The sequence below is a fragment of the Bradyrhizobium sp. USDA 3397 genome, assembly GCF_054060965.1.
In genome coordinates this window covers 3352570-3370923 of sequence record NZ_JBSSDS010000001.1, presented here as the reverse complement: position 1 = coordinate 3370923, position 18354 = coordinate 3352570, and the positions used below count along the sequence as shown (strand labels likewise).

Sequence of the window (18354 nt, the reverse complement as noted above, 5' to 3'; positions counted from 1 at the left end):
GTGGACCCGTTCTTCGTCGCATTCGTCGCCTCGCGAGCAAGGGCCGTGCCACAGACGTCAGCGGGCATTAAGCGAAAACGCTACTTAGTGCCGAGCCCCGGCCAATCTGCGAAAACGCGATGCGTGGCGAACTTTGCAACATCGAGCGGAATCCCTGCCGCAGGACCCTCCCTCACTCGACGAGCAGACCACCTGGAGAAAGCAGCGGCGAGCATTTTGGCTCGCAAAGGCAATTCGGGCAAGGCGCGGGCGCCCGATCTTGAGTGGTCGTCGCTGTTGACGGCGCGTGCTGTTGTGTTGAGCTCTGTTCGGTTCAAGGCGTTAATGTCCCAAGCCCGACGGCATGACGGCAAAATTCTGGCAGCCCGGCGAGAAGCGAATTGTTTTCTTCAGAATGAGCTCGCAGAAGGTCATGGGCGCGTCCGCTACTTAACGTGAGCGCCAAGGAGAGTCTGCTGTACGCGCGGTGATGACGGCGGCTGTTGCAGATCTTCCGACGACTTTGCGGACGCCCATGCGGTGATCGTCGCCAATGACATCCGTATTGTTGTGCTGAGCTGTGTCTGGTTCAGGACGTCGATGTCCCAAGTCCGACGGCGGCATTCCGAGCGAGGCGCGCGTTATTTCTTCAGGAAACGTTCGCAGTACGTCATTGGTATGGCGATTGCTTGAAATGCGGGGTGATCCGTTACGGCCTTCATCGTAACCCCTGTCTAAGAGTTCAGATGAAACTTGCTACACCGGTTGGCTCTTGCATCTTTGTTGGTGGTGGTACGCTAGCTGTTAGATGTGCTCAGCTAGCGATGGAGATGGGCCACGTGATCCGGGCGGCGCTGTGTGCCGACGCCATATTCCGCGATTGGGCCGCTCTCGCCGATATCTTGTGTGTGACGAGCATTGAAGAGCTATCTGCGCTGCTCAACGCCGAGCCAGTCGAGTGGATATTTTCCGTTGCCAATCCTTTCATATTGCCAGCAGATGTGTTTGGGAAAGCGCGTAGAGGCGCTTTCAATTACCACGACGGTCCGTTGCCGCGATATGCCGGAACTCATGCGACGTCTTGGGCGCTTCTTGCCCGTGAGACCGAACATGGCATCACGTGGCATCGTATCGATCACGGTATTGGTACTGGTGAGCTGGTCGTCCAACGCCGAGTGTTGATTGCGGCGAGCGATACTGCGCTGACGCTGAATCTCAAATGTTATGAGGCTGCTATCGATGGCTTCCGCGAGCTTCTAACTGGCTTAACAAATGGAGAGCTTAGCGCTCGTCCGCAAGCGCTAGCGGACCGAAGCTTTTTCCCGAAAGGTCGACGCCCAGATGCTGCGGGCTGTCTGCGATGGGATCGATCCGCACAAGATCTGGAAGCGATGACGCGCGCCTTAGACTTTGGCCCGTATCATACCAATCCATTGGGGTTGTCCAAGGCTCTCGTAGGCGATGACGTTGTCGTCGTCAGGCGCTTGGAGGTGACGGCTCGGCGCTCGGGTTTTGCTGCGGGGGCTTTAGTTGAGATCCACCCCAGCCACTGGCGTGTGGCGACAGAGACAGAGGATGTTGATATTTGGCTTAGCAGCTTGGATGGTAGGGCTCTGGATGCGCGGGCACTCGCGAGGCGTTCTGATTCCGATGTAGGCGACCGCCTCCCGATTCTGAGCGATGACGAGGCGCGGAGCATAACGGTTGCGCATGAAATGTTGGCGCCTCGTGAGAGTTTTTGGCGACGGCGGCTTGAACAGTTCAAAACATCCCAGCTTTCCTTTTTGTCGTCTTCAGTAGCTTTGGCTGCACCTCAATGGCAGTTGAGTTCATGGCGAATTCCAGGTGCTTTGGCTGAGCTGTCTCCCAGTAATCGCACGGAATTCTTGCTAACGGCTTGGCTGATCTACCTAGCCCGCATCACGGGAGAGTTAGAGCTTCAATTGGGATGGACTCCCGCGCCAAGTGGATCGCGAGCGGGCTTGAAAGCGCTCGAGGTGCTTGTCGCTTCTGTCGTGCCGATGGCAATTACCATCGATCTCGAGAATGATTTTGCAGAGGCGCGCACGGTGGTGGCGGCCGAATTCGCTCAGCTGAAGGAGCAGGATAGCTTCGCGCGAGATCTTATCGCGCGCTGCCCAACGTTGCTCGGTATGGAGGCGTTACGATTGCGCCGGCCCTGGCCCGTTGGCGTTATGCTTACTGTAAGTGGCGAGTCTGCGACTGGTGACCTAGCTTCGAGCCCGACTTCTGAGGCAGCCCTGCCCGGTGAGGCGTTAACATTTGAGGTTTGCGCTCTAGATGGCAGCTTTCGATGGCACTTTGATGCAAGTCGCTTGGAGCCCAAGCATATCGACCGTATGACCCAGCATTTGCAAAATTTGCTATGTGCTGTGAAGGCAGATCCGCGGCAGCCGGTGGGGCGGATTGAACTCTTGTCATCCGCTGAGCGCGCGTATCTGCTGGAGGAACTGAACCGGACGGCATCGGCCTATCCGTCGGACGTGCGCATCCACGAGCTGTTCGAGGCACAGGTTCGCCGTGCGCCGGACGCGGTGGCGGTGGTCCATGAGGAGGAGCGGCTAAGCTATGGCGAGCTGAATGCGCGGGCCAACCGCCTGGCGCATCATCTGATCGGGCTCGGGGTCAGGCCGGACCAGCCGGTGGCGATCTGCGTTGCGCGCAGCGTGGCGATGGTGGTCGGGCTTTTAGCGATCCTCAAGGCGGGCGCGGCGTACCTGCCGCTGGACCCGGCCTATCCACCGGCGCGGCTGCGGCAGGTTCTTGACGATGCGGCGCCGCGGCTCCTGCTGGCTGATGCGGCCGGCCGATCCGCGCTGGGCGCCGATGCGCTGGTCGATGTGAGCGTGGTGGATCTGGAGACGGCCATGCCGGCGTGGGCAAACCTGCCGGCGTCGGATCCGGACCCGCGCGCGCTTGGCCTCACCTCGCGCCATCTCGCCTATGTGATCTACACCTCCGGATCAACAGGCACCCCCAAGGGGGTCATGGTCGAGCATCGCGGAGTGGTGCGTCTGGTGGCGGAGAACGATTTCGTCGAGATCTCGCCGCAGGACGTTTTTCTCAGCGCTTCCTCGCCGACATTCGATGCGACCACGTTCGAAATCTGGGGAGCCTTGGCGAACGGCGCCAGTGTTGTGCTCTATCCTGAACGCTATCTCTCGACGGCAACGCTGGCCCGGATCATCCAAGACCAAGGCATCACTATCGCTTGGATGACTGCGCGGTTGTTCGACGTCTATGTCGGGGAGGGGCGGAGCACCAGTGGGCTGCAGCAACTGCTAGTCGGGGGCGAAGAGGTCTCAGCCAGTTCCATCAGAGCATGTCAGACGCGACATCCGACGCTGCGAATCTCAAATGGCTACGGCCCGACTGAGAACACCACCTTCAGTCTCTGCTACCTGGTGCCTGCTGGCTTCGACGGCCAGCAGCGGGTGCCACTGGGACGACCAATCCGGAATTCGGTGGTCTATCTGCTGGACGGTCATGGGGCACCGGTGCCGTTCGGGGCGGTGGGGGAGCTCTACATTGGCGGGGCGGGGGTGGCGCGCGGCTATCTGAACCGCCCTGAGCTGACAGCGGAGCGGTTCATCGCCAGTCCCTTTGTCGAGGGCGACCGGCTGTACCGGACCGGCGACCTGGCACGCTACCTGCCGGACGGCAATCTGGAGTTTTTGGGCCGCAACGACGAGCAGGTGAAGATCCGCGGCTTCCGGATCGAGCCGGGCGAGATCGCGGCGCGGCTTTGCGAGCACCCGTTCGTGCGCGAGGCGGTGGTGGTGGCGCACGAGGGCCTCGGCGGCGAGCAGCGTCTTGTCGCCTATGTGGTGTGCGCGCCGGAAGCAGCTTCGAACGGGCTGGAGGGAAGCGAGCTTGCCGGCGCCTTGCGCGCGCACCTAAGTGCGCACCTGCCGGAGTACATGGTGCCATCGGCGTTCGTGCGGCTGGCGGCGTTGCCGCTGACGGTGAACGGCAAGCTGGACCGCAAGGCGCTGGCTGCGCCGGACGATGAGGCGTATGCGCATCGCGCCTATGAGCCGCCGCAAGGCGAGATCGAGATCACGCTGGCACAGATCTGGGCCGAGCTTCTGGGTGTTGAGCGGGTCGGACGCCACGACCACTTCTTTGCGCTCGGCGGGCACTCGCTGCTGGCGGTGCAACTGATCGAGCGTTTGCGGCGGCGGTCGCTGGGGATTGAGGTGCGCACGCTGTTCGCCAGGCCGGTGCTGGCCGATCAGGCTGCAAGCCTGGGCAGTCATCAGGAGGTGGCGGTCCCGGCCAATCGGATCACCGAACAGAGTACGGCGATCACGCCAGAGATGTTGCCGCTCATCGAGCTGGCGCAGGACGAGATCGATCGGATCATCGCCACGGTACCCGGCGGGATCGGCAACATCCAGGACATTTATGGCTTGTCGCCGCTGCAGGACGGCATCCTGTTCCATCATCTGTTGGCGACAAAGGGCGATCCGTACCTGCTGGTATCGCAGATGGCGTTTGCCGAGCGTGGCGTGTTGGACCGCTATCTTGCCGCGGTCCAGCGGGTGGTGGATCGACATGACATCCTGCGTACCTCGTTTGTCTGGGAGGGATTGTCGCGGCCGGCCCAGGTGGTTTGGCGCCACGCATCGCTGGAGGTGAGCGAGGTCGAGCTGGACGGGTCTGCTGGTCCTGGCGCCGCGCAGCTTAAGTATCGGTTTGATCCGCGCCAGCACCGTATCGATCTTGGCCGAGCGCCCTTGTTGCGGTTTGTGATTGCGCGCGAGCCCGGCAGCGGGCGCTGGCTGCTGTTGGAGCTGCAGCATCATCTGATCGGGGATCACACGACACTGGAGGTGATGCGTGCCGAGGTCCAGGCTGTGCTGGAGAGACGCGAGCACGAGCTGAGCGAGCCACAGCCGTTCCGCAATCTGGTGGCGCAGGCGCATCTCGGCGCTGACGCCAAGGCGGATGAAGCGTTCTTCCGGGAGCTGCTGGCCGACATCGACGAGCCGACCACGCCGTTCGGGCTAAGCGAGGTCTACGGCGACGGCGGCGGGGTTCGAGAGGCGCAGCGGATGCTGCCGCAGCAGCTGAACGCGCGGCTGCGCAGCCAGGCGCGGCGGCTGGGGGTGAGCCTGGCCAGCCTGTGCCATCTGGCCTGGGGTCAGGTGGTGGCGCGCAGCAGCGGGCGCGAGCAGGTGGTGTTCGGCACGGTGCTGTTCGGCCGCATGCATGGCGGGGCGGGCGCCGACCGCGCGATGGGCCTGTTCATCAACACCCTGCCGCTGCGGCTTGATCTTGACGGCACCGCGGTCGAGGCGAGCGTGCGAACCACGCATGCCCGGCTGGTCGAGCTCTTGGCGCACGAGCATGCCTCGCTGGCGCTGGCGCAGCGCTGCAGCGGCGTTGCGGCGCCGGCGCCGCTGTTCAGCGCGCTGTTGAACTACCGCCACAACACGCCGGCGGCGGTCACCGCCTCCGCAGCCGATGATGCGCTGTCCGGCGTGGAATGGCTGGGCGAGGAGGAGCGCACCAACTATCCCGTGACCCTGTCGGTGGAGGATTTTGGCGAGGCGCTCGGGCTGACGGCGCAGGGGGTGGAGCCAATCTCGGCGGATCGGATCTGCGGCTACATGCAGCAGACGCTCGCGCAGCTGGCAGCGGCGCTGGAGCGGGCGCCGGACACGCCAGTGCGGGAGCTGGACATCCTGCCAGCGGACGAGCGCACTTATCTGCTGGAGGAGCTGAACCGGACGGCGGCGCCGTATCCTGTGGAGCAGTGCATCCATGAGCTGTTTGAGGCGCAGGTGCGCCAGGCGCCGAATGCGGTGGCGGTGGTCTATCAGGACCAGCGCGTCAGCTATGGCGAGCTCAATGCGCGGGCCAACCAGCTGGCGCATCATCTGATCGCAATTGGGGTGAAGCCGGACCAACCGGTGGCGATCTGCCTGCAGCGCAGTCCGATGATGGTGGTGGGGCTGCTGGCGATCCTCAAGGCGGGGGGCGCCTATCTGCCGTTGGATCCGGCCTATCCGTCGGCGCGGCTGCGGCAGGTTCTCGACGATGCGGCGCCGCGAGTGCTGCTGGCCGATGCAGCGGGGCGATCGGCGCTGGGCGACGATGCGCTACGCGATCTAACGCTGGTGGATCTGGAGACGGCCATGCCGGAATGGGCAAATCTGCCGGCGTCGGATCCGGACCCGCGTGCGCTCGGCCTGACCTCGCGCCATCTCGCCTATGTGATCTACACCTCCGGGTCAAGCGGAAACCCAAAGGGCGTGATGGTCGAGCATCGGGGGTTGGTCAATCTGATGTTGGCTCAGGTCGGTCTTTTTGGCGCTTCTTCCAACAGGCGCGTGGTGCAGTTCGCCTCCGTTGGGTTTGATGCAAGCGCTTGGGAGCTTGTTATGGCGTTTGGCTCTGGAGCCGCATTGCACTTGCCTGCGGACGAGATCCGTCAAGCGAGTGACAAGCTCTCGGATTATCTCAGAAGCGAAGACATCACGCATGCGACGCTACCCCCAGCGATGCTTCAGGCAAGCAAGAATCTGGAAGGTTTGACTTCACAAGTTCTCATTCTTGCTGGAGAGCTGCCCAAGGCTGAACTGATCCAAAGTCTTGCCCCGGCATCAATTGTCAACGCTTATGGCCCGACCGAAACAACAGTCTGCGCAACAGTCTGGAATTGTCCGGCTGATTTTAATGGGGCAGTGGTCCCGATCGGCCGTCCGATTGCGAACACGCGGGTGTACCTGCTGGACGGGCATGGCGCGCCCGTGCCGTTCGGGGCGGTGGGCGAGCTTTACGTTGGCGGGGCGGGGGTGGCGCGAGGCTACCTGAACCGCCCCGAGCTGACAGCCGAGCGGTTCATCGCCAGTCCCTTTGTGGACGGCGATCGGCTGTACAGGACCGGCGACCTCGGGCGTTATCTGCCGGACGGCAATCTGGAGTTCCTGGGCCGCAATGACGACCAAGTGAAGATCCGCGGCTTCCGCATCGAGCCGGGCGAGATCGCGGCGCGGCTTTGCGAACACGCCTTTGTGCGCGAGGCGGTGGTGGTGGCGCAACAGGATCGCACGGGCGAGAAGTATCTTGTCGGCTATGTGGTGTGTGCGCCCGAAGCTCAATCGGATGAGGTGGATGGCCCTGACCTTGCCAACACCTTGCGCGCGCACTTGAGTAGCCGGCTGCCGGACTACATGGTGCCGTCGGCGTTCGTGCGGCTATCGGGGCTGCCGCTGACGGTGAACGGCAAGCTCGACCGCAAGGCACTGCCGCCGCCGGCTGACGCTGCCTATGCACGGGCGGCCTATGAGGCGCCGCAGGGCGCAGTCGAGACGGCGCTGGCAGAGATCTGGGCCGAGCTTCTCGGGCTGGAGCGGGTCGGACGCCACGACCACTTCTTCGAACTGGGCGGCCACTCGCTTCTAGCGGTGCAGGTGTCGAGCCGGCTGTCGCAGGCTGTTGGAGTCGAACTGCCGCTGTCGACGCTGTTCGCCACGCCGGTGCTGGCCGATTTTGCCGCAAGCCTTGGCCGTCCTCATGAAGTGGCGGTGCCTGCCAACCTGATCACCGAGCAGAGTACGGCGATCACGCCGCAGATGCTGCCGCTGATCGAGCTGGCCCAGCCTGAGATCGACCGGATCATCGCCACGGTGCCTGGTGGCGTCCGCAACATCCAGGACATTTATGCGCTGACGCCACTGCAGGACGGCATCCTGTTCCATCATCTGCTGGCCAGCGGGGGTGATCCCTATCTGCTGGTGTCGCAGATGGCGTTTGCCGACCGCAGCTTGTTGGAGCGCTATCTTGGTGCGGTTCAGCACGTGGTGGACCGGCACGACATCCTGCGCACGGCCTTTGTCTGGGAGGGACTGTCGAGCCCGGCCCAGGTGGTGTGGCATCGTGCCTCGCTTCAGGTGAGCGAGGTCGAGCTGGAGGGCTATGATGGTTGCGCCGCCGATGAGCTCCGGCGCCGGTTTGATCCGCGCCGGCAGCGCATCGATCTTGGCCGGGCACCCTTGTTGCGGTTTGTGACCGCGCGCGATCCCGGCAGCGGGCGCTGGCTGCTGCTGGAGCTGCAGCATCATTTGATCGGGGATCACACGACGCTGGAAGTGATGCATGCCGAGGTGCGGGCCATGCTGGCAGGGCGGGCCGATGAACTGGCCGCGCCGCTGCCGTTCCGTAATCTGGTGGCGCAGGCGCGTCTTGCTGTTGATGCCAAGGCGCATGAAGAGTTCTTCCGAGGGCTGCTGGCCGACATCGACGAGCCGACCATGCCGTTCGGCTTGAGCGAGGTCTACGGCGACGGCAGCGGGGTTCGAGAGGCGCAACGGATGCTGCCGCAGCAGCTGAACGCGCGGCTGCGCAGCCAGGCGCGGCGGCTGGGGGTGAGCCTGGCCAGCCTGTGCCATCTGGCCTGGGGTCAGGTGGTGGCGCGCAGCAGCGGGCGCGAGCAGGTGGTGTTCGGCACGGTGCTGTTCGGCCGCATGCATGGCGGGGCGGGCGCCGACCGCGCGATGGGCCTGTTCATCAACACCCTGCCGCTGCGGCTTGATCTTGACGGCACTGCGGTCGAGGCGAGCGTGCGAACCACGCATGCCCGGCTGGTCGAGCTCTTGGCGCACGAGCATGCCTCGCTGGCGCTGGCGCAACGCTGCAGCGGCGTTGCGGCGCCGGTGCCGCTGTTCAGCGCGCTGTTGAACTACCGCCATAACAGGCCGGCAGCCACGCCCGGCCCCGGACCGGATGATGTCCTGTCGGGCGTGGAATGGCTCGGCAGCGAGGAGCGCACCAACTATCCCGTGACCCTGTCGGTGGAGGATTATGGCGAAGCGCTCGGCTTGACGGCGCAGGTGGCGGCGCCGGTCTCGGCGGATCGGATCTGCGGCTACATGCAGCAGACGCTCGCGCAGCTGGCGCAGGCGCTGGAGCATGCCCCCAACACGCCGGTGCGCGAGCTGGACATCCTGCCAGCGGACGAGCGCACTTATCTGCTGGAGGAGCTGAACCGGACGGCGGCGCCGTATCCTGTGGAGCAGTGCATCCATGAGCTGTTTGAGGCGCAGGTGCGCCAGGCGCCGGAGGCGGTGGCGGTGGTCTATCAGGACCAGCGCGTCAGCTATGGCGAGCTCAATGCGCGGGCCAACCAGCTGGCGCATCATCTGATCGCAATTGGGGTGAAGCCGGACCAGCCGGTGGCGATCTGCGTTGCGCGCAGCGTGGCGATGGTGGTCGGGCTGTTGGCGATCCTCAAGGCGGCCGGGGCGTACCTGCCGCTGGACCCGGCCTATCCGTCGGCGCGGCTGCGGCAGGTTCTCGACGATGCGGCGCCGCGAGTGCTGCTGGCCGATGCAGCAGGGCGATCGGCGCTGGGCGACGATGCGCTACGCGATCTGACGCTGGTGGATCTGGCGGCGACGCCGGAATGGGCAAATCTGCCGGCGTCGGATCCGGACCCGCGTGCGCTCGGCCTGACCTCGCGCCATCTCGCCTATGTGATCTACACCTCCGGATCAACAGGCACCCCCAAGGGGGTCATGATTGAGCATGCGAGCACGGTGAACCTGCTGCATTGGAGCAGCGACGTGTTTACGGCATCAGAGATCAGCCGCACGCTGTTTGCCACCTCGATCAGTTTTGATCTGTCCGTCTATGAGTGCTTCGTTCCACTTTCGCAAGGAAGCACGCTTTACCTTGTCGAGAATGCGCTGGCGCTGGCCGAGAGGTCTTTGGATATCTCTTTGATCAACACAGTGCCCTCGGCGATCGCCGCTCTGGTCGACAGGAAAGCAGTGCCGGTTTCGACCAGCGTCGTCAATTTGGCGGGCGAGTGGCTGACGGCGGAACTGATCGAGAAGATCTTTGCGAGCAGTCGGATCCAGAAGATTTGTAATCTGTACGCGCCTTCTGAAACCACCACGTACTCAACCTGGATCTGCGTGCGAAGGGGGGACGTTGTCGTTGAGACGATTGGCCGTCCGATTGCGAACACGCGGGTGTATCTGCTGGATGGTCATGGGGCACCGGTGCCGTTTGGCGCGGTGGGGGAGCTCTACATTGGCGGGGCGGGGGTGGCGCGCGGCTATCTGAACCGCCCTGAGCTGACAGCGGAGCGGTTCATCGCCAGTCCCTTTGTCGAGGGCGACCGGCTGTACCGGACCGGCGACCTGGCACGCTACCTGCCGGACGGCAATCTGGAGTTTTTGGGCCGCAACGACGAGCAGGTGAAGATCCGCGGCTTCCGGATCGAGCCGGGCGAGATCGCGGCGCGGCTTTGCGAGCACCCGTTCGTGCGCGAGGCGGTGGTGGTGGCGCACGAGGGCCTCGGCGGCGAGCAGCGTCTTGTCGCCTATGTGGTGTGCGCGCCGGAAGCAGCTTCGAACGGGCTGGAGGGAAGCGAGCTTGCCGGCGCCTTGCGCGCGCACCTAAGTGCGCACCTGCCGGAGTACATGGTGCCATCGGCGTTCGTGCGGCTGGTGGCGCTGCCGCTGACGGTGAACGGCAAGCTGGACCGCAAGGCGCTGGCTGCGCCGGACGATGAGGCGTATGCGCGCGCCGCCTATGAGGAGCCGCAAGGCGAGATCGAGACCGCGCTGGCACAGATCTGGGCCGAGCTTCTGGGTGTTGAGCGGGTCGGACGCCACGACGACTTCTTTGCGCTCGGCGGGCACTCGCTGCTGGCGGTGCAACTGATCGAGCGTTTGCGGCGGCGGTCGCTGGGGATTGAGGTGCGCACGCTGTTCGCCAGGCCGGTGCTGGCCGATCAGGCTGCAAGCCTGGGCAGTCATCAGGAGGTGGCGGTCCCGGCCAATCGGATCACCGAACAGAGTACGGCGATCACGCCAGAGATGTTGCCGCTCATCGAGCTGGCGCAGGACGAGATCGATCGGATCATCGCCACGGTACCCGGCGGGATCGGCAACATCCAGGACATTTATGGCTTGTCGCCGCTGCAGGACGGCATCCTGTTCCATCATCTGTTGGCGACAAAGGGCGATCCGTACCTGCTGGTATCGCAGATGGCGTTTGCCGAGCGTGGCGTGTTGGACCGCTATCTTGCCGCGGTCCAGCGGGTGGTGGATCGACATGACATCCTGCGTACCTCGTTTGTCTGGGAGGGATTGTCGCGGCCGGCCCAGGTGGTTTGGCGCCACGCATCGCTGGAGGTGAGCGAGGTCGAGCTGGACGGGTCTGCTGGTCCTGGCGCCGCGCAGCTTAAGTATCGGTTTGATCCGCGCCAGCACCGTATCGATCTTGGCCGAGCGCCCTTGTTGCGGTTTGTGATTGCGCGCGAGCCCGGCAGCGGGCGCTGGCTGCTGTTGGAGCTGCAGCATCATCTGATCGGGGATCACACGACACTGGAGGTGATGCGTGCCGAGGTCCAGGCTGTGCTGGAGAGACGCGAGCACGAGCTGAGCGAGCCACAGCCGTTCCGCAATCTGGTGGCGCAGGCGCATCTCGGCGCTGACGCCAAGGCGGATGAAGCGTTCTTCCGGGAGCTGCTGGCCGACATCGACGAGCCGACCACGCCGTTCGGGCTAAGCGAGGTCTACGGCGACGGCGGCGGGGTTCGAGAGGCGCAGCGGATGCTGCCGCAGCAGCTGAACGCGCGGCTGCGCAGCCAGGCGCGGCGGCTGGGGGTGAGCCTGGCCAGCCTGTGCCATCTGGCCTGGGGTCAGGTGGTGGCGCGCAGCAGCGGGCGCGAGCAGGTGGTGTTCGGCACGGTGCTGTTCGGCCGCATGCATGGCGGGGCGGGCGCCGACCGCGCGATGGGCCTGTTCATCAACACCCTGCCGCTGCGGCTTGATCTTGACGGCACCGCGGTCGAGGCGAGCGTGCGAACCACGCATGCCCGGCTGGTCGAGCTCTTGGCGCACGAGCATGCCTCGCTGGCGCTGGCGCAGCGCTGCAGCGGCGTTGCGGCGCCGGCGCCGCTGTTCAGCGCGCTGTTGAACTACCGCCACAACACGCCGGCGGCGGTCACCGCCTCCGCAGCCGATGATGCGCTGTCCGGCGTGGAATGGCTGGGCGAGGAGGAGCGCACCAACTATCCCGTGACCCTGTCGGTGGAGGATTTTGGCGAGGCGCTCGGGCTGACGGCGCAGGGGGTGGAGCCAATCTCGGCGGATCGGATCTGCGGCTACATGCAGCAGACGCTCGCGCAGCTGGCGCAGGCGCTGGAGCATGCCCCCAACACGCCGGTGCGCGAGCTGGACATCCTGCCAGCGGACGAGCGCACTTATCTGCTGGAGGAGCTGAACCGGACGGCGGCGCCGTATCCTGTGGAGCAGTGCATCCATGAGCTGTTTGAGGCGCAGGTGCGCCAGGCGCCGGAGGCGGTGGCGGTGGTCTATCAGGACCAGCGCGTCAGCTATGGCGAGCTCAATGCGCGGGCCAACCAGCTGGCGCATCATCTGATCGCAATTGGGGTGAAGCCGGACCAGCCGGTGGCGATCTGCGTTGCGCGCAGCGTGGCGATGGTGGTCGGGCTGTTGGCGATCCTCAAGGCGGGGGGCGCCTATCTGCCGCTGGATCCGGCCTATCCGTCGGCGCGGCTGCGGCAGGTTCTCGACGATGCGGCGCCGCGAGTGCTGCTGGCCGATGCAGCGGGGCGATCGGCGCTGGGCGACGATGCGCTACGCGATCTAACGCTGGTGGATCTGGAGACGGCCATGCCGGAATGGGCAAATCTGCCGGCGTCGGATCCGGACCCGCGTGCGCTCGGCCTGACCTCGCGCCATCTCGCCTATGTGATCTACACCTCCGGCTCAACCGGTTCGCCCAAGGGGGCACAGAATGAGCATCGGGCTATCGTTAATCGCCTGATCTGGATGCAAAACGCCTATGGTCTCAACGCAACTGATGTCGTGTTGCAGAAGACGCCATTTAGCTTCGATGTCTCGGCCTGGGAGTTCTTCTGGACCTTGCTTGAAGGGGCAACCCTGGTGCTGGCGCCGCCCGGTGCGCACAGAGATCCCGACGCATTGGTCGACTTGATCATCAACCAGCGAATTACGACGGTTCACTTCGTGCCATCCATGCTGGTCAGCTTTATGGATGCGAAGAGTGTTGACCGCTGCACATCGCTGGGACGAGTTTTATGCAGCGGCGAGGCGCTTCCAGCCGCCAGTGTGCATAAGGTTCGGCGCCTCTTGCCTTGGACGGTCCTGCACAATCTGTACGGTCCGACGGAAGCTGCGATCGACGTGACAGCGTGGAGTTGTCCGGCTGAGTTTGATGGCGCCATTGTCCCGATTGGCCGTCCGATTGCGAACACGCGGGTGTATCTGCTGGATGGTCATGGGGCACCGGTGCCGTTTGGCGCGGTGGGGGAGCTCTACATTGGCGGGGCGGGGGTGGCGCGCGGCTATCTGAACCGCCCTGAGCTGACAGCGGAGCGGTTCATCGCCAGTCCCTTTGTCGAGGGCGACCGGCTGTACCGGACCGGCGACCTGGCACGCTACCTGCCGGACGGCAATCTGGAGTTTTTGGGCCGCAACGACGAGCAGGTGAAGATCCGCGGCTTCCGGATCGAGCCGGGCGAGATCGCGGCGCGGCTTTGCGAGCACCCGTTCGTGCGCGAGGCGGTGGTGGTGGCGCACGAGGGCCTCGGCGGCGAGCAGCGTCTTGTCGCCTATGTGGTGTGCGCGCCGGAAGCAGCTTCGAACGGGCTGGAGGGAAGCGAGCTTGCCGGCGCCTTGCGCGCGCACCTAAGTGCGCACCTGCCGGAGTACATGGTGCCATCGGCGTTCGTGCGGCTGGTGGCGCTGCCGCTGACGGTGAACGGCAAGCTGGACCGCAAGGCGCTGGCTGCGCCGGACGATGAGGCGTATGCGCGCGCCGCCTATGAGGAGCCGCAAGGCGAGATCGAGACCGCGCTGGCACAGATCTGGGCCGAGCTTCTGGGTGTTGAGCGGGTCGGACGCCACGACCACTTCTTTGCGCTCGGCGGGCACTCGCTGCTGGCGGTGCAGCTGTTGAGCCGGGTCTGGCAGGCCATTGCCTTCACACTGCCGCTGACCACGCTGTTTGCCAAACCGGTGCTGGCCGATCTGGCCGCGAATATCATGGATGAGTTGAGCCGCTCCGGCGCGCAAGACCTGCCAGCCATTGCGCCGGTGTCGCGTGACGCGCCGCTTGTGCTGTCGTTTGCGCAGCAGCGGCTGTGGTTTTTGGCGCAGCTGGATCAGAGCAGCACGAACTATCACATTCCGCTCGGGTGGCGGCTCAAGGGTGGGCTCGACCGCAGCGCCTGGCAGCGTAGCCTGGACCGTGTGTTGGCGCGCCATGAGGCGCTGCGCAGCGTGTTTGTCGCGCCGGAGGGCAAGCCCTGGGTGGAGCTGCTGCCGGAGGATGCGGGGCTGCCGGTTGTGGAGCACGATCTGCGGGACAGGCCGGACGCGGACGAGGCGCTATTGGGTCTGTGCAGGGAAGAGGCGTGCACGCCGTTCGATCTGGCGCGTGGCCCGCTGATCCGTGGCCGCCTGATCCGGATCTCGGATGAGGAGCACGTCTTGCTGCTGACGCAGCATCACATTGTCTCGGATGGTTGGTCGCTGGGCGTGTTGGCGCATGAACTCAGTCAGCTGTACCGGGCGTTCGTGGCCGGAGAAGGCGATCCGCTGCCGCCGCTTGCAATCCAGTATCCGGACTATGCCGCCTGGCAACGGCAGTGGCTGTCGGGGGCGCGGCTGCAGCGCCAGGCGCAGTATTGGCGCAACAATCTGTCTGGCGCGCCGGCCCGTCTGGCGCTGCCGACGGACCGGCCGCGGCCGGCGCAGCAGTCGTTTGCGGGGGCGACGGTCCCGATCGTTATTGATGCGGAGCTGACGCGGGAGCTGAAGCGGCTGGGCCTGCAGCAAGGCACGACGTTGTTCATGACGGTGCTGGCGGGGTGGGCTGCGGTGCTGTCGTGTCTGTCGGGACAGGACGATCTTGCGATTGGCGTGCCGAGCGCTAATCGCGGTCGCCGCGAGATCGAAGAGCTGATCGGCTTCTTCGTCAACACCCTTACGCTGCGGCTGGACCTGTCGGGCGAGCCGAGCGTGTCGGAGCTGTTGGAGCGGACGCGGCGCACGGCCTTGGGAGCGCAGGAGCACCAGGACCTGCCGTTCGAGCAGGTGGTAGAGATCGTGCAGCCGCCCCGGGCTCTTGATCACACGCCGTTATTCCAGGTGATGCTGGCCTGGCAGAACAACGCCGCTGGGACGTTCGACCTTCCTGGGCTGATGGTGGAGGCGGCGGCAGACGGCTTCGATCAGGTCAAGTTCGATCTTGAGTTGAGCCTTGGCGAGCAGGGTGAGGTGATCGCTGGCACGCTTGGTTATGCCACGGCGCTGTTCGATCGCGCGACCATCGAGCGGCAGCGTGGTTATCTGCTGGCGCTGCTGCGGGCGATGGTTGCCGATGCGCAGCAGCCGGTCGGACGGATTGAGCTGCTGCCAGCCGACGAGCGCGCATATCTGCTGGAGGAGCTGAACCGGACGGCGGCGCCGTATCCTGTGGAGCAGTGCATCCATGAGCTGTTTGAGGCGCAGGTGCGCCAGGCGCCGAATGCGGTGGCGGTGGTCTGTCAGGACCAGCGCGTCAGCTATGGCGAGCTCAATGCGCGGGCCAACCAGCTGGCGCATCATCTGATCGCAATTGGGGTGAAGCCGGACCAGCCGGTGGCGATCTGCGTTGCGCGCAGCGTGGCGATGGTGGTCGGGCTGTTGGCGATCCTCAAGGCGGCCGGGGCGTACCTGCCGCTGGACCCGGCCTATCCGTCGGCGCGGCTGCGGCAGGTTCTCGACGATGCGGCGCCGCGAGTGCTGCTGGCCGATGCAGCAGGGCGATCGGCGCTGGGCGACGATGCGCTACGCGATCTGACGCTGGTGGATCTGGCGGCGACGCCGGAATGGGCAAATCTGCCGGCGTCGGATCCGGACCCGCGTGCGCTCGGCCTGACCTCGCGCCATCTCGCCTATGTGATCTACACCTCCGGGTCAACAGGCACCCCCAAGGGGGTCATGGTCGAGCATCGCGGCTTGGTCAATCTCAGCTTGGCTCAGATCGGGCTTTTTGGCGTTTGTTGCAACAGCCGCGTGGTGCAGTTCGCCTCCTTCGGTTTTGATGCAAGCGCCTCGGAGCTTGTTATGGCGTTTGGTTCGGGAGCCGCATTGCATTTGCCTGCGGATGAGCTCCGTCAATCGAGTAACAAGCTATCGGATTATCTGCGAAGCGAAGCCATCACGCACGCAACGCTGCCTCCAGCCTTGCTTCAGGGAAGCCAGAAGCTGGAAGGCTTGGGATCGCAAGTTCTCATTCTTGCTGGAGAGCTGCCGAAGGCAGAACTCATCCGGAGTCTAGCTCCAGCATCCATTATCAATGCTTATGGACCTACCGAAGCAACAGTTTGTGCGGCGACCTGGAGTTGCCCCAATGGGTTTGATGGGGCGGTGGTCCCGATCGGCCGTCCGATTGCGAACACGCGGGTGTATCTGCTGGATGGTCATGGGGCACCGGTGCCGTTTGGCGCGGTGGGGGAGCTCTACATTGGCGGGGCGGGGGTGGCGCGCGGCTATCTGAACCGGCCCGAGCTGACAGCGGAGCGGTTCATCGCCAGTCCCTTTGTCGAGGGCGACCGGCTGTACCGGACCGGCGACCTGGCACGCTACCTGCCGGACGGCAATCTGGAGTTTTTGGGCCGCAACGACGAGCAGGTGAAGATCCGCGGCTTCCGGATCGAGCCGGGCGAGATCGCGGCGCGGCTTTGCGAGCACCCGTTCGTGCGCGAGGCGGTGGTGGTGGCGCACGAGGGCCTCGGCGGCGAGCAGCGTCTTGTCGCCTATGTGGTGTGCGCGCCGGAAGCAGCTTCGAACGGGCTGGAGGGAAGCGAGCTTGCCGGCGCCTTGCGCGCGCACCTAAGTGCGCACCTGCCGGAGTACATGGTGCCATCGGCGTTCGTGCGGCTGGCGGCGCTGCCGCTGACGGTGAACGGCAAGCTGGACCGCAAGGCGCTGGCTGCGCCGGACGATGAGGCGTATGCGCATCGCGCCTATGAGCCGCCGCAAGGCGAGATCGAGACCGCGCTGGCACAGATCTGGGCCGAGCTTCTGGGTGTTGAGCGGGTCGGACGCCACGACGACTTCTTCGAACTGGGCGGGCACTCACTGCTAGCGGTGCGGCTTCTCAGTCGAGCGCTCGATGCCGGGTTCAAGTTTACCGCCGCCGATCTCTTCCAAGCTCCTGTTCTGAAGGAACTTGCATTGAAGGTTCATTTGGAGCCACAGCCCAGTAGTCCGGGAGTGATTTGTGTTCGCGCAACCGGATCGCAGCCGCCGCTGTTCTTTGTTCCCACGGGCTTAGGAGATTGTTCCTATATCCTCAACTTGGTGGAGGAAATGGACGCGGACTGTCCAATCTATGGTCTACCGTGGCCTTCTTTCAGTGAAGTTTGTTCACCAACTCTTGAAGCGATAGCCTCGCAAGTCATTCCGGCGATCAGGGAGATACGGTCCCGAGGTCCATATCGATTTGCTGGATACTCATCAGGCGGAATATTGGCTTACGCCATAGCCGAGCAGTTACTGAGCCTCAATGAAACTGTCTCATTTATGGCGTTCATTGATGTTACGCTGCCCGCAAAGCCAGCCGGCATGACGCCCACCCAGACGGTATGCGAAGTGCTGCTAGAAACTCTTGAACCCCTTGAGGACGAGCACTTTAAACTATTAAAGCGCTTTGCACGGCACAGTTCGATTTCTCAACTACTTGAGAAGGCTCATCAAATAGGAGCTATACCTCCGGATCACAATGATGCTTTGATGTACGAGAGAATTGAGCAGTTTCAAAGGGCGCTGCAGCTATATCGGGCTCCGTCGCTGCCAATTGAGGTACATCAGTTTTACGCGACGGATTCTTCCGTAAGTTGTCGCGCACGAATAGACAAGAGCTCAATAGCTCCAGAGACGAGCTCGCCGATGCGAGGCTGGGACAGGGTTTTGAGTGCAGCGGCCATTGATACCACACCGATTCCAGGCAATCACGCGACGATGATGAACACTCCAGAAAACCGCAAAGTCCTGGCACGCTCGTTATCAAGAGCCTTAAATAGCTCACCGACGTGATGATCTGAGGCCGGCAAACTGGACCATTTTTGGCTAGAGTTTGCGCTGCGTAAATCCACCCGGCTGGGAGGAGCGACGGCGATGAAGGCCTCGAAGTTTTCGGACGCCCAGAAGGCGTTCATCCTGAAGCAGGCGGTACTGTCCAGAATCTTTCGCACTTTTGATCAGGCGACGGCTCCTGTTTCAGAGAGTTGTGGCTGACAGAGCGGTCGCATGTTCATGTAGCATTTGGTCGACCACGCCGTTCCGGCAATGTGCC

General features: G+C 64.1%; 1 protein-coding gene. It reads left to right on the top strand.

Annotated elements, in window-relative coordinates:
• Nucleotides 1–803: 803 nt before the first annotated feature.
• Nucleotides 804–18095: an amino acid adenylation domain-containing protein gene (locus ACVWYQ_RS15755; RefSeq protein WP_456725875.1), complete on the top strand. Its 17292-nt coding sequence runs from the start codon at nucleotides 804–806 to the stop codon at nucleotides 18093–18095.
• Nucleotides 18096–18354 lie beyond the last annotated feature (259 nt).

Bases quoted from the DNA above. Each gene is read 5' to 3' on its own strand.
- ACVWYQ_RS15755 (WP_456725875.1), top strand. From the start codon at position 804: ATGGAGATGGGCCACGTGATCCGGGCGGCGCTGTGTGCCGACGCCATA.